Source organism: Kluyvera sp. Awk 3, assembly GCF_028069715.1.
Taxonomy (GTDB): domain Bacteria; phylum Pseudomonadota; class Gammaproteobacteria; order Enterobacterales; family Enterobacteriaceae; genus Kluyvera; species Kluyvera georgiana_A.
The window spans coordinates 14,640-38,441 of record NZ_JANEWH010000035.1; the positions used below are offsets into that span (position 1 = coordinate 14,640).

Genomic DNA, 23,802 nt, shown 5'->3' on the forward strand with positions numbered 1-23,802 from the left:
TTAACCCAGGGCGCAAACCATGGCAAAAACAGCAGCAGCACTGCATATCCTTGTAAAAGAAGAGAAACTGGCATTGGATCTTCTGGAGCAGATTAAAAACGGCGCCGACTTCGGCAAGCTGGCGAAGAAGCACTCCATCTGCCCGTCGGGCAAACGCGGCGGCGACTTAGGTGAATTCCGCCAGGGCCAGATGGTGCCGGCGTTCGACAAAGTGGTCTTCTCCTGCCCGGTGCTGGAGCCAACCGGCCCGCTGCACACTCAGTTCGGTTACCACATCATCAAAGTGCTGTACCGGAAATAAACAGCAAGGCCTTCTCAAAGAGAAGGCCTTTAATGTTTGCTCCCTCTCCCTGTGGGAGAGGGTTGGGGTGAGGGCATCAGCCCGCGACTGCAATACGTTTCATATCCGTCATATAGCCACGCAGTTTCTGGCCCACTTTCTCGATAGCATGGCCGCGAATGGCGTCGTTCACATCACGCAGCTGCGCGTTGTCTACCGCGCCTTCGGCAATCGCTTTGCCCAGGTCGCCGGTCTGCAGGGTGGTCATGAACTCTTTCAGCAGCGGTACGCAAGCGTAAGAGAACAGGTAGTTACCGTATTCTGCGGTATCGGAGATAACCACGTTCATTTCGTACAGACGCTTACGGGCGATGGTGTTGGCGATCAGCGGCAGTTCGTGCAGTGATTCGTAGTAAGCGGATTCTTCGATGATGCCGGAATCGACCATGGTTTCGAACGCCAGCTCAACGCCCGCTTTCACCATCGCAATCATCAGCACGCCTTTATCAAAGTACTCCTGCTCGCCGATTTTGCCTTCATACTGCGGAGCGGTTTCGAACGCGGTTTTGCCGGTCTCTTCACGCCAGGTCAGCAGTTTCTTATCGTCGTTAGCCCAGTCAGCCATCATGCCGGAGGAGAATTCGCCGGAGATGATGTCATCCATGTGTTTCTGGAACAGCGGCGCCATGATCTCTTTCAGCTGTTCAGACAGCGCGTAAGCACGCAGTTTCGCCGGGTTAGACAGACGGTCCATCATCAGGGTGATGCCGCCCTGCTTCAGCGCTTCGGTGATGGTTTCCCAGCCGAACTGAATCAGTTTTTCCGCATAAGCCGGGTCGGTGCCTTCTGCCACCAGCTTGTCGAAGCACAGCAGAGAACCGGCCTGCAGCATACCGCACAGGATAGTCTGCTCGCCCATCAGGTCAGATTTCACTTCCGCAACGAAAGAAGATTCCAGTACGCCCGCACGGTGACCGCCGGTGGCCGCAGCCCAGGCTTTAGCAATCGCCATACCTTCGCCTTTCGGATCGTTTTCCGGGTGAACGGCGATCAGGGTCGGAACACCGAAACCACGTTTGTACTCTTCACGCACTTCGGTACCCGGGCATTTCGGCGCTACCATCACCACGGTGATGTCTTTACGGATCTGCTCGCCCACTTCAACGATGTTGAAGCCGTGGGAGTAGCCCAGCGCCGCGCCATCTTTCATCAGCGGCTGTACAGAACGCACCACGTCGGAGTGCTGTTTGTCTGGCGTCAGGTTAACCACCAGGTCCGCCTGCGGGATCAGCTCTTCGTAGGTGCCTACTTTGAAGCCGTTTTCGGTCGCTTTACGCCAGGAAGCACGCTTTTCAGCGATTGCTTCTTTACGCAGGGCATAGGAGATATCCAGACCGGAGTCACGCATGTTCAGGCCCTGGTTCAGACCCTGAGCGCCACAGCCGACGATGACCACTTTTTTACCCTGCAGGTAGCTCGCGCCGTCGGCGAATTCGTCGCGGCCCATAAAACGGCATTTACCCAGCTGCGCCAGCTGCTGGCGCAGATTCAGTGTATTAAAGTAGTTAGCCATGATGGTGTACTCCGTGATGTTGTGTGTCTTATTGTTCGGTTCGCTTTTGCGAGAATGAACCCACATTACAACAGGAAATTTATTGCGGAAATTGATATATTCACAACGTCATGTTGCAATTTCTGCAATGTAAAGCCGTGAGGTGAAATCGGTGGATTTACGCGATCTGAAAACCTTCCTGCATCTGGCGGAAAGCCGCCACTTTGGCCGCAGCGCGCGGGCGATGCACGTCAGCCCCTCCACGCTCTCCCGGCAGATTCAGCGGCTGGAAGAAGATCTCGGCCAGCCGCTGTTTGTACGCGATAACCGCACGGTCACGCTGACCGAAGCCGGTGAAGAGCTGCGAGTGTTTGCCCAACAGACGCTTTTGCAATATCAGCAGTTGCGCCATACCCTCGATCAGCAGGGGCCGTCCCTTTCCGGCGAACTCCATATCTTCTGTTCAGTGACCGCGGCGTACAGTCATCTGCCGCCGATCCTCGACCGCTTCCGCGCCGAACATCCCTCGGTGGAAATTAAGCTCACCACCGGCGACGCCGCCGACGCCATGGACAAAGTGGTCACCGGCGAGGCCGATCTGGCGATTGCCGGTAAGCCGGAAACGCTGCCCGGCGCGGTCGCCTTTTCGATGCTGGAAAATCTGGCGGTGGTGCTGATCGCCCCGGCGCTGCCCTGCCCGGTGCGCAATCAGGTTTCGGTTGATAAGCCCGACTGGTCGACGGTGCCGTTTATCATGGCCGATCAGGGGCCGGTACGCCGCCGCATTGAGCTGTGGTTCCGTCGTCACAAAATCAGTAATCCATCTATTTACGCGACGGTAGGCGGCCATGAGGCGATGGTCTCAATGGTGGCGCTGGGCTGCGGCGTGGCGCTCATTCCCGAAATCGTGCTGGAAAACAGCCCGGAACCGGTGCGCAACCGCGTGATGATTTTGGAACGCAGCGATGAGAAGACCCCGTTCGAACTGGGGGTATGCGTGCAGAAAAAACGCCTGCATGAGCCGTTGGTGGATGCGTTCTGGAAGATTGTGCTCGAGCGTAAAATGACCGAATAGCATGGCCCCAGTCATGCCCCAGGTTTGGGAGATTAATTGGTATCAAAGGTGCCAGGTCTAAACGGGCTGTGCAGGTAAAATCGTCACTAAAGAAACAGGACCTTACGAGAGGGAGTGACGATGCAGAAACCCAAAAAGCTGTTCAACAACACCGATAATATCCGCAGCGAAATCATGGAAGGGCTGGTGTACGCCGGGCGCGGAAGGATCCACGCCCTCCCGGAGTACTGCGCGGTTTATCGCACGATGACGCAAACCGGCCAGACCGTTATCGTCAGCGGCGGCGGCAGCGGCCATGAGCCGACGTTTGCCGGGTTCGTCGGTGAAGGTGGCATCGATGCCTGCGCGCTGGGTGAGGTTTTCACCTCGCCTTCTCCCGATCAGATTATCGAAGCCAGCCGGGCCGTTCATCAGGGCAACGGCATTCTGTTCCTCTATGGGAACTACTCCGGCGACGGCATGAACTTTGATATCGCCGCCGAAATACTGGCGGAAGAAGGCATTGAGTGCCGCACCGTGCGCGCCACGGATGATATTGCCTCTGCGCCGCCGGAGAAAATGTCCGATCGCCGCGGCGTCGGTGGGCTGGCGTTCTTGTATAAACTCGCCGGTGCGGCGGCACAGTTTGAGCGCTACACTCTGCCCGCGCTGGAGGCACTGGCGCAAAAGGCCAATCACAATACGCGTACCATCGGCGTGGCGCTCAGCGGCTGCGCACTACCGCAGTCCGACGCCTTTAACTTCACGCTGGCAGACAACGAAATTGAGCTGGGAATTGGTATTCATGGTGAGCCGGGGCTATGCCGCATGCCCATGCCGCATAGCGACGAGCTGGTCGAGATGATGATCGCCCGCCTGTGCGATGACCTGCCGTTTGGCCACGGCGATAACGTCTGCGTCAGCGTCAATAACCTGGGCGCGCTGAGCAACACTGAGCTCATGGTCATCACCCGTAAGGTCGGCATGGCGCTGGCAGAACGCGGCATTCACACTCACGACGTGCAGGTCGGCCACTTTTGCACCTCGCTGGAGATGTCCGGATTTTCGTTAAGCCTGCTGCGGCTGGACGATGAAATGCAACGTCTGTATGACCATCCCATCAATACCCTCGGCTGGAGAAAATAAGATGAACACCACGCAATTCACCGCCTGTCTACAGCACGTTGCCCAGGGCATGATCGCCAGCGAACCGCGCCTGACCGCACTCGACCAGGTCATTGGCGATGGCGATCACGGTATTGGCATTAAGCGCGGCTTTACCGCTTTGCAGACGTTACTTTCCGCACCTGAATTTTCTCCCGCCGATATCGGTGACTGCCTGCTGCAAAGCGGCACGCGGCTGATGACCAGCATGGGCGGCGCTTCCGGCGCGATCTTCGGCACCCTGTTCCGCGCGGGCGGCAAAGGGCTGGCTGGACGCCACGAGCTGGATGCCGCGACGCTGGCTGAATGGCTGGAGACAGGTATGCAGGCTATCCACCAGCGCGGCGGCGCAGAGCCGGGCGATAAAACAATGATGGATGCACTCGCCGCAGCGGCAGCGCGCGCACGTTCAGACGCGACCCTGCCATTATCCGAAGCGCTGGCAAACTGCGCGCAGGCGGCGATGGCCGGTGCGGAAGGGACATCCACGATGGTGGCCCGCTTCGGGCGCGCGAAAAACCTCGGCGAGCGGGCCATCGGCCACTGCGACCCCGGCGCGGTGTCGATGGCGCTAATTCTGCAATTTATGGCCGAATTCACCCATACCCGCTAACCCACCTGCCCGTGTAAAAAGGGTTCATGTCCGTACATGGGCCCTTTTACGTTATAGCGAAAATCAGACGTAATTCATCATTGCAGCCGCTTTTCTGTATAATGCCCCGTGCCATAATAGATGTGGGGGGCTTGTTAACCCTGATGTTAAACAAGCCAGAACAGACGGTGTCATTGCGCACTTGACAGCGAAAATACAAACTTAATTAGCCATCATTATGATAATCAAACCAAAAATTCGTGGATTCATCTGTACAACGACCCATCCGACTGGCTGTAAAGTCAACGTGGAAAAACAGATCGAATATGTGAAGAAAAACGGGAAAATCGCTAACGGCCCTTCCCGCGTGCTGGTGATCGGTGCTTCCACCGGTTACGGCCTGGCTTCCAGAATTTCCGCCGCGTTTGGTAGCGGTGCCGCCACTATCGGCGTATTTTTCGAAAAACCGGGCACGGAAACCAAACCGGGTTCCGCGGGCTGGTATAACTCTGCCGCCTTCGATGAGGCCGCAAAACGCGAAGGTCTGTATTCCAAAAGCATCAACGGCGACGCGTTCTCCGATGAATGCCGCGACGCAGTCATCAAACTGATCAAAGAAGACCTGGGTCAGATTGATTTAGTGGTTTACTCACTGGCCTCTCCAGTGCGTAAAATGCCGAAAACCGGTGAAATCGTTCGTTCTGCGCTGAAGCCAATCGGCGAGGTTTATACCTCTAAAGCGATTGATACCAACAAAGATCAGATCATCACCGCCAGCATTGAGCCGGCCACCGAAGAAGAAGTTAAGAACACCGTTACCGTCATGGGCGGCGAAGACTGGGAACTGTGGATGGGCGCGCTGAGCGAAGCAGGCGTGCTGGCCGAAGGCGTGAAAACCGTGGCCTACTCCTACATCGGTACTGACCTGACCTGGCCAATCTACTGGCACGGCGCGCTGGGCAAAGCGAAAGAAGACCTCGATCGCGCGGCAGGTGAACTGCGTAACCAGTTGGCTCCGCTGCACGGCTCCGCGAACGTTGCCGTACTGAAATCCGTTATCACCCAGGCCTCTTCTGCTATTCCGGTGATGCCGCTGTACATCTCCATGGTCTTCAAGCTGATGAAAGAACAGGGGATTCACGAAGGTTGTATCGAGCAGATCAACCGTCTGATGACCACCAGCCTGTACGGCGATAAAGTGGCGCTTGATGACAATCAGCGTATCCGTATGGATGACTGGGAACTGCGTGACGATATTCAGCAGGCGTGCCGTGACCTGTGGCCGCTGATCACCACCGAAAACCTGACGCAAGAAACCGACTATGCAGGATACAAGCAGGAATTCCTGAACCTGTTCGGTTTTGCTCTCGACGGTGTGGATTACGATGCGGACGTGAACCCTGAAGTCGAATTCGACGTCATCACGCTGTAATGCGTTGAAGCCGGGTGTCGGTTACGCCTTACCCGGCCAACGAAATTTGTCGTCCCGATAAGCGCAGCGTCATCGGGAAAAGGGTTCGTGCGAAAGCATGAACCCTTTTTTATTCCGCCTGATAATGCGTGGGCTAATCGAAGCCAAAGCCTTCCGCGAACAGCACCTTCAACTTTTCCATTGCCTCCTGCTCATCGCTACCGCTACAGATGATCTCAAGCGATCCTCGGCCTTTGATCCCTGCCCCCAGAATGCTCATGATGCTTTTCCCTTTGATAACCTTGCCGTCATAGATCATCTCGATCCGCGATTGATACTGCGCGCAGGCTTTGGCCAAAACCCCCGCCGGACGGGCATGAATGCCGTGTTGATTGCTGATTTTCACCACTTCTTTCAACATAATTGCGTTCCTTACTTACCGCCCGTCGCTCGGGCAAATAGCCTGCACGAAGTTAAAATAACCCTGGATCAACAGTTGCGCGACCATGGCGCCAGGATCGACAAACGTGCGCGAGCGCTCGCCATGAATAGCTGCACGCCCGTGCTTCGCCACCATGGTGGTTGTCTGCTGCACGCCCTGTTGTGCTTGCAGTAGCGCATTCCTCGCCGCGGTCAGCGGTTCCTCTCCGGCAAGCAGCGCCGCCAGCGCGGGGGCCATGCCATCGAGGAAGGTTTTTTCGCCCGGCTGCGCTTTCCCGCGCTGCTGCACGCCGTCATACCAGGCCTGGAACAACACGCCGGCTTCCGTTAGCCCCAGCGTTTCCCGGCCTTTAAACGCCTTACCCGCCTGCATCAGCCCGGAAGCCATCAGCGTCCCCATGGTCGACGGCACCGCCGAGGCCATCGCCTTGCCCGCCATGTAGAAGAATCGCCCCAGGTCACGTTCTTCGCTCTGCTGCGCGTAGCGCGCCGCCGCCGCGAAACCGTCGCTCATCGTCAGCCCCAGATCCCCGTCGCCAACCACGCTATCCAGCTCGGTCAGGACCGATTTGTTGGCCTCCATGATGCGCGCCCACTCGGTAAAAAGCGGTCGCAGACTCTGCGTATCTAGCGTCATCCCCCCTCCTTAAGCCGGAAACTGGCGGAACATCGGGGTATCGGCCCCGGCGTTGAGCAGCGTTTTCAGCTCTTCATCCACCGGCATCAGGCTAATGGACATACCGGTCATCTCCATTGCCGTCGCAAATTCGCCAATCCAGACGCGGAAAACGCGCATCTGGCTCTCGGCCAGAATCTGATGTACATGGCGATACATCAGGTACAACTCTTCCAGCGGCGTGGCGCCAAGCCCATTGATCAACACGGCAACTTCATCGCCCTGCTGGCAAGGTGAGTCCGCCAGCAACCAGGACATCATCTCTTCGGCAATCTGTTCGGCGCTGAGCTGCGGACCCCGGCGGATACCGCTTTCGCCGTGAATCCCCATGCCAATCTCCATTTCGTTGTCGCCAATATGGAAACCCGGTTTACCGATTCGCGGCACGATACACGGCGACAGCGCGACGCCAAGCGTGCGCACGCGGTCTCCTGCTTTCTGCGCAATGCGCTGGACGGTTTCAAGGTCATCCATTCTGGCCGCGGATGCCCCGGCGCATTTGTAGACGAAGAAGATCCCCGCGACCCCACGACGGGTAGTGGCTTCTGTACCGTCCGGCACCGCACCTGCCGAATCATCAGCCGCCACTACCGTCGCGGTTCGGATATCACTCTCCATGTCGGCCATTTCCGCCGCCATATCAAAATTGAAAATATCGCCGTTATAGTTACCGTACAGGTACAGCACGCCCGCGCCGCTATCGACCGCCTGCGTGACGGCGAGAATCTGCTCCGGCGAGGGTGACTGAAACACATCGCCAATGGCGCAGCCGTCCAGCATGCCCTGACCAACGTAGCCGAGGAATAGCGGCAGATGCCCGGAACCGCCACCGGTGACGATCCCCACCTTGCCGGGCACCGGACGCGCCGTGGCAAGACAGTGAAGATCCTCATTAACACAGCGGAATTTATCGGGATGCGCCAGATAGATACCTTCCAGCATCTCCGGGATAAAGTTCTCCGCCTGATTCAGAAATTTTTTCATGCGCTCTCTCCATGAATATTCCGCCCTGAACGGGCGGGCGCTCAGTTAGCGGGAAAATTTAATCTGCGACGGATAGGCCCAGCGTTGCAGCTCTTCCGGGGCGAAGGATTCAGGCTCCTTACCGCCGTTAATCACCAGCGCGTGGTAATAAATCTGCGCCATCTCCTCAAGATAGGCAGACTTCAGCACCGCTTCATACGGGTCCTTGTCTACGCCGATAGCTCCGTGTTTTTCCATCAGAATGGCATCAGCGCGTTTGATAGGTTCGATAACGCTGTTCGACAACGCAGGCGTGCCGGGGCGGCCATAGGGCGCGACCGGAATGACGCCATCCTTCAGATTGAGGATCGCGCATTCGTACACCACCGCCGGGATCGGTTTATTCAGTACGGCAAACGACGTCGCATACAGCGAATGGGTGTGGGAAATCGCAAACACATCCGGGCGCGCCTTATAAATCTCGATATGCATCAGACATTCGCTGGTCGGACGTAAACCCGCTTCGCTTTCAATCACATTGGCTTCAACGTCCATTACCACGATATCGCGCGGCGTTAAATGCATTTTGTCGATGGTCGTGGGGGTTACCAGAATAAGTCCCGTCTCTTTATCTCGTACGCTGGAATTACCCGCTTTGTGTTTACACAGTCCCCATTGCTGAGCGGTTCTGGCCATTTCGACAACGTGTTTTTTCTGAATTTCTAACATAATATTTATCCTGTATACGGTTATAGGGGCGAGCGATGTCGCGACAATGGTTGCCGGGAAATAACGTTGCAGTTTTTAGCTGCAACGGCGTTTAATGACTTATTACAGGTGATGGACGAATTCTTTTATCAATGCATATTCATCCTGGGCGCGGCGAATAACATTACCGCCATCATAAAATTCGAGAAATTCATTTAATTGCGCGAGCGCCTTGAGATGTTTCTGTGGATTATTAGTTGCCAGGACGATAATAATATCGGCCTGCATATAACCCGCGAAATCAATCTTAGAAGGCAGGCGTAATAACGCCATCCCCGTATCCAGTGCGCCATCATCGACGCCTGCGTGGGCGATAATCACGCCATCGGCCAGCATGATATAGGGCTGCTCGTCAGCGATTTTATTCAGCATAATTTGCAGATAGCGGGGTTCAATCACGCCGCTTTCCAACAGTGACGCAGCGGCCTGAGTAATGGCCTGCTGCCAGTCGCCGGGACACGAAGTGACAAACTGAACGTGTTCGCGCCGCAGCAAGTCGGTCAGCGACGGCGCTTGTGGTTCAATGTTGCCCACCGCGCTCGCGGCGCTTTTTTCATCGTAGATATAGCTGGCCAGCGCGCGCTGCAATCCTTTGTGATCGATAATGTTGCCGAAGCGTTCGAAGATAAGCAGCAGTTGCTCTATCTGAATAATGTTCGGGTCCACGCCCTGTAGCGCGCTGATAACATGATTGCGGAATGCGCTCTTATGGATGCTGCTGATGGACGGATTCACCACAAACACCATCTTGCTGGTATTCAGGTGTGTGGTCGAGAAGACCACATCGTAGTGCCCGGTATAGCGCTCAAACTCGCGGCGCGACATCACCTCGGTAAAGTGCAGTTCCGGGAATAGCACCTGCAGCGTCAGAAACAGATAAGTCGAAATCGTGGCGCTATTCTCACACACGACCACCGCCGTTTTCTGCAGCTTAATCTGATGGATAACCCCTTCGCGAGTCAGCCAGCCGCCAAAAAGCACCGTCAAAAATGCCATCTCTTCATCGGGAATTTCACAGTGCAATACCGTTTCGAACGGCACCGCCGCCCGGCGAACCATCTCGTGCAGGTGGCTGAACTCTTTCACCACCAGATCGTAAACGCTGCTGGTGTTGGTCAGATGGTAGCGAATACGGTAATAGGCCGGTTTCCAGTGTTGATAGATCTTTTCAATCAGCTCATTTTTTTCTTTGATGGTGACGCAGCTTATTTTTTCGAAGTTATCGACCACCGCGACCACGCTTTCGAGCAGAAGCGTATCAAGGTGGAAATATTTATCGGCAATGCTTTGAATATTTGAACTTTGGATCAGTGCCGTCAGGAAAACCAGTTCATTTTCGCTACTGATATTGATTTTACTGATAACGCTCTGCATCAATGTAAATTCTCTGCTGCCAATAATGTCAGCGTAGCTGCTCGGGATATTGACCAGACTTTTTCCTGAATCAATACGGTGCAGGACAAAGCAGATAAAATAAATAAGCTCCTGAAGCTGGCGGTCGGTAAACTGAATTTTAAAACGTTTTTCAATTTCGCTGAAAACATTGCCCACCTTTTCCAGATAGTCGCTCATCACATTGTTGTATTGAGCAATAATGTTTTTGGCGACCGGGATTTCCAGCACCCGGCGCAGGCAGTTTAGCAACAGGTAGCGTTTTTCCAGCTCCTCACCCAGAATATGATAGCCATTCCCCCTGTCATAGCTTATCTCCAGCCCGTGCTCGATAACCTCGGTGCGCACCTTTTTCAGGTCGTTGATAATCGTATTCTGGCTGACGCCCAGCGAAGAGGAGAGATGCAGCAATGAAAGCCGCTCGCTGCGGGTCAACAGCATAAAGATAATCATCTGTCCGCGTTCATCTTCCGAGTAGAGATAGCGATGCTCGGTTTCAGCGGTCTGATTCTGACGAAAATGCTCAATCACATGGCGCGGGATATGCAGTTTCCCGGTTTTCAGGCGGTTGATCCGGTCGAAGTGGTTCGATTCCAGATAATCATTCACCTTTTTCAGCGTATAGCTCAGCTGTTTGCGCGTCAGGCAAAACTGCTCCTCAAGCTTCGTCCCCGTGATGCCGGGATCGTTCACAATGGCATCCAGCACTGCAACCACACGTTTATCCATAGCCATGTCGACTCTCCTGCAATCAAAAGTCTGGCGGCGGCGCCTGCCGCCAGACATGAACATGAAACCCAGAATTAAGCCTGCTGAGCTTTCTCCTGCTGCTCGGCTTCCAGCTGCGCCAGATTGCTTTCACGACGCAGTTCGCGGGAGTAGAAGAAGTAGCCGCAGCCCCACCACAGCGCAAACACCAGAGGGATAAAGTTGCCTTCCAGGAATTTGAACAGGAAGGAGAAGGCGTAGGTAAAGACCGGGGCATCAATGGAGCTATTGGAAATCAGCTGGCCGGCGGGAATGGTAATTGCCTTCGTCGCCTGGCCCAGTTCGGTAATCATTGGCGCAAACTGCGTACCCACGAACAGGAAGAACGGCACCCCGATAATGCTAAGGATCACCATGCGCAGGGTGTTGCCACGCGTCACCAGGTAGGCAGGAACAATCAGGGAAATATTAATAATACCGGCGAAGGGTAAAATCTTATTGCCCGGCAGAATCAGCGCCCAGATGAGCGTGAACGGAATCGCAACGATGATGGCAAACCAGATTTCGCTGGCGCCGCCCATAAATGGCCAATCGATGCCGACGAACAGCTTACGCCCGGAGAATTTCTTGTTCATGTAGTCGCTGATGGCTTCCGAAATAGGCGACAGCGCCTGCATAAAGAGTTTGGAAATCATCGGGAACAGCACCAGCGCCGTTGCGGCCTGAACGCCCAGCATCAGCGTTTTCGCCACACTGTAGCCCGCGATAATGCCGAACAGGATCCCGAGAATAAAACCGATGATATGGTTTTCCGCAAAAACGCCAACTTTTGCGCGCAGCGCGGTGGCATCCATCGGCTTATTGCACACCGGAATTTTGCGCAGCAGCAGATCGAACGGGTAATAAATTGCGCCAAAGAACACCATGCGGTGGGTACAGGTGACGCCGGGGATTCCAGTCAGTTTCTCAATGCGATGCTGGTGAATGTCGCCAGCGTTCAGCTCAACGATAATCTGCAAAGCTGCAATCAGGAACGCCAGCACCAGGCTCCAGACCGGGCCAAACAATGGGGTGGTGACGCTCACTACGATAAACGCGGTAAAGATTTTCCCCCATACGTTCCAGAGGTCGGCGTTGAAGGTATTGGTCTTGTTTAGCATCAACATCACAATGTTTACGCCAACCTGAAGCGGGAACATGGCGAATGCGTAAGGCCAGGCCCAGGAGATATTCGCCATCGTCGTCCAACCGCCGTCGACGATACTCAGTTCAAGGCCGGTGCGGTTCATCATGGTCTGCGCGGCGACACCGATAGCATCAACCATAAAACCAATCAGCATGCTCATCCCAACGAAGGCGACACCCAGCGTGATGGCCGCCGAAGCCGCATCGCGGAATTTCATCCGCACCACCAGCCCGGCTAATAACATAATAAAAGGCACAAAAACCGGCGCGCCTAAATTCAGAATATAATTTATGACTACACCAAGAAAGTCCATAGCACTTCTCCACTAAAATAATTATAAGGATTAAAGAGCTACGCCTTATTTACAGGCATCAATGACCTTTTGTAATTCCTGTTCCATACCCATACCGGTCAGAAATGCGATACCGTTAATCACGGGGATAGGATATTGCTTATCAACTTTAGTAATTGCGATATACGCAGCACTATCCTTAATATGGCTATCGAGAGATTTAAGGTCGATTACTTCAACTTTAATGTGCGACTGGTTACGTTCATTCAATAAGCGAGTCACTTTACTGGCAACTGTTTGTGAGGTCGCAACGCCGCTTCCACAGGCAACAATGACTTTTTTCATTTTATAAATCCTTATCCAATTGCAGTCTTGATGTGAGGGTACAGAGAAAGGTATCTACATTGTCTATCTCGCGTAGGGTCTGGACGACCTGTTCATCAGCAAGGCAGTCCATCAGGTTTTGCAGCGCTGTCAGGTGGCTGCTGTGGTCAATAAAACCAAGGAGAACAATAAATTGAACGTAGAGCGTATTGTCGTCATTCCCCATTTCCTGCCAGGCGAGAGGTTGTGACAGTCGCGTAACAGAGATAAAGGGACGAATGACGTGTTGGGGATCAGTATGCGGCAGCGCGATAGCCACCGGCAGCGTGGGTAACCCGGTTGGATAGGCTTTTTCTCTGGCAAGAATGGCATCGAGGAAAGAATCCCGAACGTAGCCTTTCTCTTTCAGCAGTAAAAATATCGAAGAAAAAAAGTCCGTGGAATTATTATAATGCTTATCGAGGAACGTAAGCTGAGGCGTTAAATATTTACTTCCTTGCACATTTTCATTCGGGGTATCAACTATATCCATTCTCATCCGAATATCCTCTCTAACCGCTAAGAATTAACTACCGACAATGTTAATTCAGGAGTTACGGTCGAGCGAGAAGTATTGCCCCCAAAAGATGACCAGAACCTGGCGCAACGCGGTGAGCGTTTTATTATGAATTGCATCACATTTTTATAGTAAGAACAGGCTAACGGGAAAAAATAGAGGGAAGCAGAGACGGGAAAATGAAATAACGAGGGATAACCGCGATGGTTATCCCCCGAGAAACGGTGCTTAGCCTGCCAGGAAGAAACGAAACGCCGGGTTATTGGTCTCGTCGTGGCACTCATAGCCCAGTTCGTTGAGCCGGGTTTCGAAGTCCGGTTCGTTATCGCCCAGCTCAAACGCCGCCAGTACACGGCCATAGTCGGTGCCGTGGCTACGATAATGGAACAGGGAAATATTCCAGTGCGTGCCCAGGGTGTAGAGGAACTTCAGCAGCGCACCCGGCGATTCCGGGAACTCGAAGCTGAACAAACGTTCCTGTAACGGCTTCGACGGACGACCACCGACCATATAGCGCACGTGCAGCTTAGCCATTTCGTCGTCGGAGAGGTCGACGACGCTATAGCCGCCATCGTTGAGCAGATTAAGGATTTCCTTGCGCTCTTCGAAGCCGCGACTCAGACGCACGCCCACAAAAATGCAGGCGTTTTTCGCGTCGGCGAAGCGGTAGTTAAACTCGGTTACCGAACGCCCGCCCAGCAGTTGGCAAAACTTCAGGAAGCTGCCCTTCTCTTCCGGGATCGTCACCGCCAGCAACGCTTCACGCTGTTCCCCTAGCTCGCAGCGTTCGGAAACGTAGCGCAGGCCGTGGAAATTGACGTTAGCGCCAGAGAGAATATGCGCCAGACGCTCACCGCGTATGTTGTGCTGAGCGATGTATTTTTTCATCCCCGCCAGCGCCAGCGCCCCGGAAGGTTCCGCCACCGCGCGCACATCTTCAAACAGGTCTTTCATCGCCGCACAGATCGCATCGCTATCGACGGTAATAATGTCGTCGAGATATTCCTGGCACAGACGGAAGGTTTCGTCACCGATACGTTTTACCGCCACGCCTTCAGCAAAGAGACCCACGCGCGGCAGATCCACCGGATGACCGGCATCCAGCGCCGCCTTCAGGCAGGCGGAGTCTTCGGCTTCGACGGCAATCACTTTGATCTGCGGCATCAGCTGTTTGATCAGCACCGCCACGCCCGCCGCCAGACCGCCACCGCCCACCGGCACAAACACGCGGTCGAGGTGTGCGTCCTGCTGGAGCAACTCCAGGGCCAGCGTACCTTGTCCGGCGATCACCATCGGGTGATCGAAAGGCGGAACCCAGGTAAAGCCCTGCTGCTGCGCCAGTTCAATCGCTTTGGCTTTGGCTTCATCAAAGTTAGCGCCGTGCAACAGCACTTCGCCGCCAAAGCCGCGAACAGCATCAACTTTGATATCGGCAGTCGCCACCGGCATGACAATCAGCGACTTCAGGCCCAGACGCGCAGAGGAGAACGCCACGCCCTGAGCATGGTTGCCCGCAGAAGCGGTGATGACCCCATGCGCTTTCTGTTCAGGCGTTAAGCCCGCCATCATCGCGTACGCGCCGCGCAGCTTAAAGCTGTGCACTGGCTGACGGTCTTCGCGCTTGACCAGAATGACGTTGTCGAGGCGCGAAGAGAGCTTGTCCATTTTTTGCAGCGGCGTTACCTGTACCGCTTCGTAGACCGGTGCGCGCAGCACCGCTCTGAGATACTCGGCACCCTCGGGGGTGCCGGATAGGGGCTGTGATTCCGCCATGGTGATTAACCCCCCAGTTTCGATTTATCGCGCACCGCACCTTTGTCGGCGCTGGTTGCCAGGCTGGCATAGGCGCGAAGGGCAAAGGAGACCTGACGTTCACGGTTTTTCGGCGTCCACGCCTGGTCGCCGCGAGCTTCCTGCGCTTCACGACGGGCGGCGATTTCCGCTTCGCTCAGCTGCAGCTGAATGCCACGGTTCGGAATGTCGATAGCAATCATGTCGCCATCTTCGATGATCGCGATATTACCGCCGCTGGCCGCTTCCGGAGAAACGTGGCCGATAGAGAGACCGGAGGTACCGCCGGAGAAACGACCATCGGTGATCAGCGCACAGGCTTTGCCAAGCCCCATTGATTTCAGGAAGGTGGTTGGGTAGAGCATTTCCTGCATGCCCGGCCCGCCTTTCGGCCCTTCGTAGCGAATGACCACCACGTCGCCTTCGACCACTTTACCGCCGAGGATAGCTTCAACCGCCTCGTCCTGGCTTTCGTAGACTTTTGCCGGGCCGGTGAATTTGAGGATACTGTCATCCACGCCCGCGGTTTTCACGATGCAGCCGTTTTCCGCGAAGTTGCCGTACAGCACGGCCAGACCGCCATCTTTGCTGTAGGCGTGCTCCAGCGAGCGGATGCAGCCTTCGGCGCGATCGTCATCCAGGGTATCCCAACGGCAGTCCTGCGAGAACGCCTGGGTGGTACGAATACCCGCCGGGCCGGCGCGGAACATTTTTTTGACCGCTTCGTCCTGGGTTACGGTGATGTCGTACTGCTCCAACGTCTGCGGCAGGGTCAGGCCGAGCACGTTTTTGACTTCGCGGTTCAGCAGGCCGGCACGGTCCAGCTCGCCGAGAATGCCCAGCACGCCGCCCGCGCGGTGCACGTCTTCCATATGGTATTTCTGGGTACTTGGCGCCACTTTACACAGCTGCGGCACTTTACGGGACAGCTTGTCGATATCACTCATGGTGAAGTCGATTTCCGCTTCCTGCGCCGCCGCCAGCAGGTGCAGTACGGTGTTGGTGGAACCACCCATGGCGATATCCAGCGTCATGGCGTTCTCAAACGCCGCTTTACTGGCAATGTTGCGCGGCAGCGCGGAAGCATCGTCCTGCTCGTAGTAGCGTTTGGTCAGCTCAACAATACGCTGGCCTGCGGTAAGGAACAGTTCTTTGCGGTCAGCGTGGGTTGCCAACAGCGAACCGTTACCCGGCTGCGACAGGCCCAGCGCTTCGGTCAGACAGTTCATCGAGTTAGCGGTGAACATACCGGAACACGATCCGCAGGTTGGGCAGGCGGAGCGTTCAACCTGCTCGCTCTGCGAGTCGGAAACTTTCGGGTCCGCGCCCTGAATCATCGCATCGACCAGGTCGAGCTTGATGATTTTGTCAGAGAGTTTCGTTTTCCCGGCTTCCATCGGGCCGCCAGAAACGAAGATCACCGGAATGTTCAGGCGCAGAGAGGCCATTAACATCCCCGGGGTGATTTTGTCGCAGTTCGAGATGCAGACCATCGCGTCGGCACAGTGGGCGTTGACCATGTACTCAACGGAGTCAGCGATCAGCTCGCGGGACGGCAGTGAATAAAGCATGCCCCCGTGGCCCATGGCGATACCGTCATCCACCGCAATGGTGTTGAACTCTTTGGCCACGCCGCCAGCGGCTTCAATCTGCTCGGCAACCAGTTTACCGAGATCGCGCAGGTGCACGTGACCCGGCACGAACTGGGTAAACGAGTTCACGACGGCGATAATCGGCTTACCGAAGTCGGCGTCGGTCATCCCGGTGGCGCGCCACAGTGCGCGGGCGCCCGCCATATTGCGGCCGTGGGTAGTGGTGGCGGAACGATATTTAGGCATGCTTTAGTTACTCCCAGTCTCTGTCTCGTTAATGGGGCGGTGCGTGCCGCCCCATTATTTATCTTATTGATTAACCTGATCCAACCAGCCCCATTTGTCTTCGGTTTCGCCGGTGAAGAGGCCAAAGAATGCTTGCTGAATACGTTTGGTGACCGGACCGCAGTGGCCTTCGCCCACCTGGATACCATCGACGCTGCGTACCGGGGTAATTTCTGCCGCGGTACCGGACATGAACACTTCGTCCGCCAGGTACAGGGATTCGCGAGAGAGTACCTGCTCACGGACTTCCAGACCGAGGTCTTTCGCCAGCTTGATGATCGCGTCACGGGTAATGCCCGGCAGCGCGGAAGAGGTAAACGGCGGAGTGAACAGCACGCCATCTTTCACTTCAAACAGGTTTTCACCCGCGCCTTCGGAGATGTAGCCGTTGACGTCCAGCGCAATCCCTTCCTGATAGCCGTGACGGCGCGCTTCGCTGCCGACCAGCAGTGAGGAGAGGTAGTTACCGCCCGCTTTCGCGGCGGTTGGAATGGTGTTCGGCGCGGCGCGGTTCCAGGAAGAAACCATCGCATCGATCCCCTGATCCAGCGCTTCCGCGCCCAGATAAGCCCCCCACGGGAACGCCGCGATGATCACGTCGGTGCTGTAACCGTCCGGCGGGTTTACGCCCATACCAACATCACCAACAAAAACCAGCGGGCGAATATAGGCGCTGGTCAGGTTATTTTTGCGCAGCACGGCGCGGCAGGCTTCCATCAGTTCATCAACGCTCTGAGAGACCGGGAAACGATAGATTTTGGCGGAGTCACGCAGGCGCTGCATGTGCTCGCGGTGACGGAAAACGACCGGGCCTTTGTGAGAGTCGTAGCAACGGATGCCTTCGAAGACGGAGGTGCCGTAGTGCAGGGCATGGGACATGACGTGCACCTTTGCCTCTTCCCAACGTACCATCTCACCGTTGAACCAGATGTAATCCGCTTTTTTCGTCGTCATTTCTCTTCCTATTGCGCTCAGGCGCGAATTTGTTGTTGTGATGTGCTTGTACACTGCTGAACGGCAACCGAGGCCACGTCCACCAGTTTATTTAATTGGCTAAACAGTAAGTCGACCGACCGTGGGCTGGCAACGGTCAATTCGATATTTATATTCTGCGCGTCGCTGGCGGTTTCCATATTCATCGAGCAAATCTGAAAGCCGCGATGACGCACCACGCGTAAGACGCGTTCTAAGGTTTCCGGGTTGAAGCGGGCCTGCACGTTGACCTGATGTTGCATCATGATAATTTCTCCAGCATTTGTGAGTTACTGGCACCAGGCGGCACCAGGGGCCAGACATTCTCAAGTTCGTCAATTGAGACATGAAGCAGGTACGGGCCTTCGCTTGCCAGCATGGTGTCGAGTGCCGCTTCAACCTGGTCTTTACGGGTGATGTGCTGACCAGGGATGCCAAAGGCGCTGGCCAGCATGAGGAAATCGGGGTTATCGGTAAGGGTGGTTTCGCTATAACGTTCCTGGAAGAACAGCTGCTGCCATTGTCGAACCATCCCTAACCGCTGGTTGTCGAGTAACACGATCTTCAGCGGTAACTGCTTACGCTTCACGGTGCCCAACTCTTGCACATTCATCATGAAAGAGCCGTCACCGGAGATACAGATAACCGTATCGTTCGGGCGCGCGACCTGGGCGCCCACGGCGGCTGGCAGGCCGAAGCCCATGGTGCCTAAGCCGCTCGAGGTGATGAAGTTCTCCGGACGGGTGTAGGTCATGTGCTGAGCGGACCACATCTGGTGCTGGCCCACGTCGGTCGTTACAACGCATTCCGCCGGTTTACGATCGGAGAGCTGCTTGAGCAGCAGAGGCGCATAGATAGCGTCACCAGGATGATCATAGCGCCAGGCGTGCTCGGCGCGCATCCCGGCGTTGTGCTGACGCCAGGCGTCGATGGCCAGCGGCTGCTGCAACACGGGCAGCAGCGCATTCAGGTCACCCTGCAACGCAACGTGCGTCTGGCGCAGCTTATTCATTTCCGCCGGGTCGATATCCATATGGATAACTTTCGCATGCGGCGCGAAGGTATTCAGCTTGCCGGTCACACGGTCGTCAAAGCGTGCGCCGACGGCGATCAGCAGGTCACATTCCTGTACCGCCAGGTTAGCGGCTTTGGTGCCATGCATCCCCAGCATACCGAGGTAGAACGGGTAGTCTGCCGGTACCGCGCCCAGACCTTTCAGGGTGCAAGTCGCGGGCATTTGCGTCACAGACATAAATTCACGCAGCGCCGGAACCGCCTGTGCCATCCCAACACCACCACCAACGTACAGCATCGGTTTGTGCGCCTGCGCCAGCATCTGCTGAGCCTGCGCCATTTCGGCGTGCGGGAAAACATCGTCACTTTCGACGGTGGAGAAGAACGGGTCCAGTTCACCTTGCGCGATCTGCACATCCTTAGGAATATCCACCAGGACCGGGCCTGGACGGCCTGAGTTTGCCACCTGGAACGCTTCTGCCATCACGCGCGGCAACTCTTCCAGGGATTGCACCAGGAAACTGTGTTTGGTGCAGGCCAGTGACAAACCAAGGACGTCCACTTCCTGGAAAGCATCGGTACCGATTAACGGTGCGGCAACCTGACCAGTGATGGCAACCACGGGAACCGAGTCGAGCAGCGCGTCCGCCAGGCCGGTGATCAGGTTAGTTGCCCCTGGGCCCGAAGTGGCGATGCAGACACCGGTTTTACCCGTAGAACGGGCATAGCCAATGGCCGCCATCGCCGCGCCCTGCTCGTGTCGACACAGCAGATGTTCTACGCCGCCGTCATACAGCGCGTCATAAACCGGCATAATGGCTCCACCTGGATAACCGAATACCGTTTCAACACCCTGCGCTCGCAACGCATGTACCACCCACTGTGCGCCATTCATAGTTAGTTCCCCGCCGTAGATCGTGAGAAACAGAATTTTATGCTGCGTGTCATCATCTGCCTCCCGTTATTGTTTTTAGGTCATAAAAAAACCCCCGGACCTTTCGGTGCGGGGGTCTTAGTTCGTTAAGGCTTGATTTCTATGCCTTTCCTCGTCCAAGTGCAGCCCCGCACGGTGGGATAATAATCACCACCACGCTAATCACGACCAGGCTAATCACTCGTAGAAGGGCTGTCATTTTCGTCTGTTCTTGCATCTTGTTCGAAGGAATACCTACAGAGTTACCACAGACATCACAAAAAGCACAAGTTTTTTTTATGACACAGATGATTACCATGCTAACGATTTGATTAAAACGATTTGTTTTATATAGAGAATTTATGAAATGAAAAAATTTCACCTTTTGACTCTGACCACGGCCCGGCGGAAGACTTCATGTACGGTGTAGGTTGCGTTATTCGAGCGCGCTTCCGGAAAAAATGAAATACGCTGAAAATCAGCGAAAATACAGGAATGTGCCACGTAAATACGGCAATCATCGGATTAATGCTACGACAGGATGACACATAATACCGCCATTCAGGGAGAGTACTATGTCGCTATCCGTCGTCTATACGCGCGCCGCGCTGGGGATCAGCGCCCCGCTCATTACTATCGAAGTGCATATCAGCCAGGGGTTGCCCGGCTTGGTCATGGTGGGGTTACCGGAAACCACCGTCAAAGAGGCCCGTGACCGGGTGCGTAGCGCCATCATCAACAGCGGATATACCTTTCCGGCAAAGAAGATAACCATCAACCTGGCACCCGCCGACCTCCCCAAGGAAGGCGGGCGATATGATTTACCTATCGCTATTGCGCTCCTGGCGGCTTCTGAGCAGCTTAATAGCCAAAAACTGGGGCAGTATGAGTTTGTAGGCGAATTAGCGCTCACGGGCGCGCTACGCGGTATTCCTGGGGCGCTATCGGCCGCAATGGAGGCAACCCATGCCGGTCGCCAGATTATACTGTCCGATGATGACGCGCCGCTCGTGGGGCTACTGGGCGGTAGCGACTGTCTAATTGCCAGTCATCTTCTTGAAGTCTGCGCATTTCTGGAAGGAAAGCAGGATTTACGTCTGCCACCGCCGGAGAGCCTGTCGACGGCTGTCGCGTGTGAAGATTTAAGCGAAGTGATGGGTCAGCAACAGGGTAAACGTGCTTTAGAGATAACGGCATCCGGTGGCCATAATCTATTGCTTATTGGGCCGCCAGGTACGGGAAAAACCATGCTCGCCACCCGAATGCGTGGATTGCTTCCGCCGCTCAGCGATCGTGAAGCACTGGAAAGCGCGGCCATCATTAGTCTGGAGAATACCTATCGCGTGCAAAATGAATGGCGTCGCCGTCCTTTTCGCGCGCCTCATCATAGTGCTTCTCTGACAGCAATGGTCGGCGGTGGGTCAATTCCTGCGCCAGGCGAGATCTCTCTCGCCCATAACGGCATCCTGTTTCTCGATGAGCTACCGGAATTTGAACGTCGGGTTCTGGATGCACTGCGAGAGCCAATCGAGTCCGGTAAGATTCATATTTCACGTACACGAGCAAAAATTACCTACCCCGCGCGGTTTCAGCTCATTGCTGCCATGAATCCGAGTCCGACCGGGCACTACGAGGGGCAGCATAACCGCTGTACACCAGAGCAGACGCTGCGTTACCTCAATCGACTTTCTGGGCCGTTTCTCGACCGCTTTGATCTGTCGCTGGAGATACCGCTGCCGCCGCCAGGCCTGCTGAGCCAGTCGGTACATACGGGAGAAAACAGCCAGACGGTACAGCAACGGGTTATCGTGGCGCAGCAGCGCCAGTATGAGCGCCAGGGAAAGCTTAATGCGCATTTAGGCAGTAGCGACATCCGGCAGTATTGTTCGCTGGGGGAGGCAGATGCGTTATGGCTTGAACAAACGTTAACGCGTTTGGGATTGTCTATTCGCGCCTGGCAGCGCTTGCTAAAGGTGTCGCGTACGCTGGCAGATATGGAGGGAGTTGAGGATATTGCAAAACATCATTTGCAGGAAGCGCTCAGCTATCGCGGTATCGACAGGATGCTTGCCCATCTGCAAACCTTACTACAATAAAAAAGGGGCCAAAGCCCCTTTTTTATTAATCGTCGCTATCGGTGTAGTCTTCAGCGCCTTCCACCTGCGGTTTACCACCAGACAGGGTGTGGAAACGCTTCGGACGCTTAATGCGCGTAACATACTTGGTCCATACGCGTTCAGCATCCGTCGCTGGCTCACGTTCACCGCGGCATACCGAAACAAACTGCTGTTCTTCTTCGGTCGCAGGCTCGCGTTTGCCAAGATCGAGTTCGTTAAAGGCAAAGCCATAACGCTCAAGCAGCTGCGCCTCTTTGATGGTGAAATCACCATGACGAGAGAACCCGCGCGGATAATTTTTATTATCGAAAAAACGATTAGTCGTCGTAAAGCTTTCCGCCATCCTACACGCTCCTAATTCTTTGGCCGAGCTATTTATGGCGCGGAGTATTAGATACGCTTGACAGAGTGTAAAACAAAAGATTTAAATCATTACGACAAAAAAATTTGCGGAGAAAGCTGTGGATACTGAATTGCTGAAAACTTTCCTCGAAGTGAGCAGAACTCGCCACTTCGGGCGAGCTGCAGAAGCGCTCTATCTGACACAATCTGCGGTGAGCTTTCGAATCCGTCAGTTAGAAAATCAGCTTGGGGTTAACCTGTTTACCCGGCATCGTAATAACATCCGTTTAACCGCGGCGGGAGAAAAACTTCTCCCCTACGCCGAAACGCTGATGAGTACGTGGCAGGCTGCGCGTAAAGAAGTGGCGAACACCTCGCGACACAATGAGTTTTCAATCGGTGCGAGCGCTTCGCTGTGGGAGTGCATGCTCAATAAGTGGCTGGCACGGCTTTATCAGGCAGATAATTCTCTGCAGTTTGAGGCGCGGATCGCCCAGCGTCAGTCGCTGGTTAAGCAGTTACACGAGCGCCAACTCGATCTCTTACTCACTACCGAAGCGCCCAAGATGGATGAATTCAGCAGCCAACTACTGGGCCATTTTGAGCTTGAGCTGTATTGTGCTTCCCCGGAAACGACCAAAGCCAATCTGAACTATCTGCGTCTGGAGTGGGGGGCCGATTTCCATCAGCATGAAGTGGGGCTTATCGCTGCTGACGATATTCCTTTGCTGACTACCAGTTCGGCCAGCCTGGCACGCCTTCAACTGGTGCCGCTAAAAGGTTGCACCTGGTTGCCTGTATCATGGGCACAAGAGCAGGATGGGTTATATCCGGTAACCGATGGCGCAGCGATTTTACGGCCTTTATACGCAATCTGGCTGCAAAATAGCGATAAACAAGCACAAATTCGCGACATATTGAAAAACAACGTTTTTTGATTAAAGCGATCATTTTATGGCCCGGAGAACAGCGATGGGCCTTTCAGGAAGGTAAATTTTGGACAAAAAAAATCCTTCGCCGAAGCAAAGGATTATAGATGGCAGGGGCGGAGAGACTCGAACTCGCGACACCCGGTTTTGGAGACCGGTGCTCTACCAACTGAGCTACGCCCCTAAATTTTCTTATCATTAAGCCTGCTAATTTAGCAGGCTTAATATTGAATAAGTGGCGGAACGGACGGGACTCGAACCCGCGACCCCCTGCGTGACAGGCAGGTATTCTAACCGACTGAACTACCGCTCCACCGAATTTCTTTGTCACTACCCGGATTATTCATCCCGGTTTACTGCAATTTGATGCCTGGCAGTTCCCTACTCTCGCATGGGGAGACCCCACACTACCATCGGCGCTACGGCGTTTCACTTCTGAGTTCGGCATGGGGTCAGGTGGGACCACCGCGCTACAGCCGCCAGGCAAA

Annotated in this window: 23 protein-coding genes, 2 tRNA genes and 1 rRNA gene; 7 read left to right on the top strand and 19 right to left on the bottom strand. The window is 55.0% G+C overall.

Translation table 11 applies throughout. The features are described 5' to 3' along the window. The first annotated feature begins 19 nt into the window (after positions 1-19). Complete coding sequence (gene ppiC / locus NNN71_RS09700; RefSeq protein ID WP_004886861.1) at positions 20-301, top strand: peptidylprolyl isomerase PpiC; 282 nt, start codon at positions 20-22, stop codon at positions 299-301. Positions 302-377: 76 nt separating this feature from the next. Here the strand turns inward: ppiC and ilvC are convergent, their stop codons facing one another. Next, on the bottom strand, positions 378-1,853 hold the full coding sequence (gene ilvC, locus NNN71_RS09705) for a ketol-acid reductoisomerase (RefSeq protein WP_069325102.1): 1,476 nt from the start codon (positions 1,851-1,853) through the stop codon (positions 378-380). A 151-nt stretch (positions 1,854-2,004) separates the two neighbouring features. On the opposite strand from ilvC, the gene ilvY reads away from it, so the two are divergent. The 4 genes from ilvY to fabV all read left to right on the top strand — a co-directional run bounded on the left by ilvY (position 2,005) and on the right by fabV (position 6,074). After that, the gene (ilvY, locus tag NNN71_RS09710) at positions 2,005-2,907 is read left to right on the top strand and encodes an HTH-type transcriptional activator IlvY (protein ID WP_009654922.1); all 903 of its coding nucleotides are present in this window, start codon (positions 2,005-2,007) and stop codon (positions 2,905-2,907) included. Between the two features lie 120 nt (positions 2,908-3,027). Continuing rightward, positions 3,028-4,032 (top strand): dihydroxyacetone kinase subunit DhaK, encoded by a 1,005-nt coding sequence (locus NNN71_RS09715; RefSeq protein WP_009654925.1) that lies wholly within the window; start codon positions 3,028-3,030, stop codon positions 4,030-4,032. A 1-nt stretch (position 4,033) separates the two neighbouring features. Further along, positions 4,034-4,663 carry a dihydroxyacetone kinase subunit DhaL gene (gene dhaL / locus NNN71_RS09720; protein ID WP_271458409.1) on the top strand — a complete coding sequence of 210 codons (630 nt, stop codon included), beginning with the start codon at positions 4,034-4,036 and terminating at the stop codon, positions 4,661-4,663. A gap of 217 nt (positions 4,664-4,880) precedes the next feature. Beyond that, positions 4,881-6,074 carry an enoyl-ACP reductase FabV gene (fabV, locus tag NNN71_RS09725; RefSeq protein ID WP_032449369.1) on the top strand — a complete coding sequence of 398 codons (1,194 nt, stop codon included), beginning with the start codon at positions 4,881-4,883 and terminating at the stop codon, positions 6,072-6,074. A 133-nt stretch (positions 6,075-6,207) separates the two neighbouring features. Here fabV and NNN71_RS09730 read toward each other — a convergent pair whose 3' ends face one another. The 14 genes from NNN71_RS09730 to ilvL form a co-directional block, all read right to left on the bottom strand. Next, a complete protein-coding gene (locus NNN71_RS09730; protein WP_009654924.1) occupies positions 6,208-6,474 on the bottom strand; it encodes an HPr family phosphocarrier protein in 267 nt (88 codons plus the stop codon). A 15-nt stretch (positions 6,475-6,489) separates the two neighbouring features. Further along, positions 6,490-7,131 (bottom strand): DAK2 domain-containing protein, encoded by a 642-nt coding sequence (locus NNN71_RS09735; protein WP_163448145.1) that lies wholly within the window; start codon positions 7,129-7,131, stop codon positions 6,490-6,492. Positions 7,132-7,140: 9 nt separating this feature from the next. Beyond that, entirely contained in the window at positions 7,141-8,154 is a 1,014-nt protein-coding gene (locus NNN71_RS09740; protein ID WP_009654928.1) for a dihydroxyacetone kinase subunit DhaK, read from the bottom strand. A gap of 45 nt (positions 8,155-8,199) precedes the next feature. Next, a complete protein-coding gene (locus tag NNN71_RS09745; protein WP_009654927.1) occupies positions 8,200-8,862 on the bottom strand; it encodes a class II aldolase/adducin family protein in 663 nt (220 codons plus the stop codon). A 102-nt stretch (positions 8,863-8,964) separates the two neighbouring features. After that, the gene (locus tag NNN71_RS09750; protein WP_167577178.1) at positions 8,965-11,028 is read right to left on the bottom strand and encodes a BglG family transcription antiterminator; all 2,064 of its coding nucleotides are present in this window, start codon (positions 11,026-11,028) and stop codon (positions 8,965-8,967) included. 68 nt (positions 11,029-11,096) lie between these two features. Continuing rightward, positions 11,097-12,500, bottom strand: coding sequence for a PTS galactitol transporter subunit IIC (locus NNN71_RS09755; RefSeq protein ID WP_020323222.1), 1,404 nt, complete (start codon positions 12,498-12,500; stop codon positions 11,097-11,099). A 45-nt stretch (positions 12,501-12,545) separates the two neighbouring features. Continuing rightward, positions 12,546-12,824, bottom strand: a complete 279-nt coding sequence (locus NNN71_RS09760; RefSeq protein ID WP_020323230.1) for a PTS sugar transporter subunit IIB — start codon at positions 12,822-12,824, stop codon at positions 12,546-12,548. A gap of 1 nt (position 12,825) precedes the next feature. Next, on the bottom strand, positions 12,826-13,335 hold the full coding sequence (locus tag NNN71_RS09765) for a PTS sugar transporter subunit IIA (protein WP_271458410.1): 510 nt from the start codon (positions 13,333-13,335) through the stop codon (positions 12,826-12,828). 252 nt (positions 13,336-13,587) lie between these two features. Further along, the gene (gene ilvA / locus NNN71_RS09770) at positions 13,588-15,132 is read right to left on the bottom strand and encodes a threonine ammonia-lyase, biosynthetic (RefSeq protein WP_271458411.1); all 1,545 of its coding nucleotides are present in this window, start codon (positions 15,130-15,132) and stop codon (positions 13,588-13,590) included. Between the two features lie 5 nt (positions 15,133-15,137). Continuing rightward, positions 15,138-16,988 carry a dihydroxy-acid dehydratase gene (gene ilvD / locus NNN71_RS09775; RefSeq protein ID WP_040118521.1) on the bottom strand — a complete coding sequence of 617 codons (1,851 nt, stop codon included), beginning with the start codon at positions 16,986-16,988 and terminating at the stop codon, positions 15,138-15,140. Between the two features lie 63 nt (positions 16,989-17,051). Then, the gene (locus NNN71_RS09780) at positions 17,052-17,981 is read right to left on the bottom strand and encodes a branched-chain amino acid transaminase (protein ID WP_040118522.1); all 930 of its coding nucleotides are present in this window, start codon (positions 17,979-17,981) and stop codon (positions 17,052-17,054) included. Between the two features lie 17 nt (positions 17,982-17,998). Then, a complete protein-coding gene (gene ilvM / locus NNN71_RS09785) occupies positions 17,999-18,265 on the bottom strand; it encodes an acetolactate synthase 2 small subunit (protein WP_040118523.1) in 267 nt (88 codons plus the stop codon). Next, a complete protein-coding gene (gene ilvG / locus NNN71_RS09790) occupies positions 18,262-19,908 on the bottom strand; it encodes an acetolactate synthase 2 catalytic subunit (protein ID WP_167577179.1) in 1,647 nt (548 codons plus the stop codon). Before ilvG ends, ilvM begins: the two co-directional genes overlap by 4 nt. Positions 19,909-20,047: 139 nt before the next feature. After that, positions 20,048-20,146 carry an ilv operon leader peptide gene (ilvL, locus tag NNN71_RS09795; protein ID WP_001311244.1) on the bottom strand — a complete coding sequence of 33 codons (99 nt, stop codon included), beginning with the start codon at positions 20,144-20,146 and terminating at the stop codon, positions 20,048-20,050. Positions 20,147-20,501: 355 nt separating this feature from the next. Between ilvL and NNN71_RS09800 the strand changes: the two genes are divergently transcribed. Continuing rightward, positions 20,502-22,022, top strand: coding sequence for a YifB family Mg chelatase-like AAA ATPase (locus tag NNN71_RS09800; RefSeq protein WP_223803543.1), 1,521 nt, complete (start codon positions 20,502-20,504; stop codon positions 22,020-22,022). 25 nt (positions 22,023-22,047) lie between these two features. On the opposite strand, the gene NNN71_RS09805 is transcribed toward NNN71_RS09800, so the two are convergent. Further along, positions 22,048-22,386: a DUF413 domain-containing protein gene (locus NNN71_RS09805; protein ID WP_064549235.1), complete on the bottom strand. Its 339-nt coding sequence runs from the start codon at positions 22,384-22,386 to the stop codon at positions 22,048-22,050. An 88-nt stretch (positions 22,387-22,474) separates the two neighbouring features. On the opposite strand from NNN71_RS09805, the gene hdfR reads away from it, so the two are divergent. Continuing rightward, positions 22,475-23,323 (top strand): HTH-type transcriptional regulator HdfR, encoded by an 849-nt coding sequence (hdfR, locus tag NNN71_RS09810; protein WP_442910507.1) that lies wholly within the window; start codon positions 22,475-22,477, stop codon positions 23,321-23,323. A gap of 99 nt (positions 23,324-23,422) precedes the next feature. Here the strand turns inward: hdfR and NNN71_RS09815 are convergent. From NNN71_RS09815 to rrf, 3 genes are all read right to left on the bottom strand, one after another. Next, a tRNA-Trp gene (locus tag NNN71_RS09815) sits at positions 23,423-23,498 on the bottom strand. Positions 23,499-23,550: 52 nt separating this feature from the next. Beyond that, a tRNA-Asp gene (locus NNN71_RS09820) sits at positions 23,551-23,627 on the bottom strand. Between the two features lie 55 nt (positions 23,628-23,682). Next, a 5S ribosomal RNA gene (gene rrf, locus NNN71_RS09825) occupies positions 23,683-23,798 on the bottom strand. Positions 23,799-23,802 lie beyond the last annotated feature (4 nt).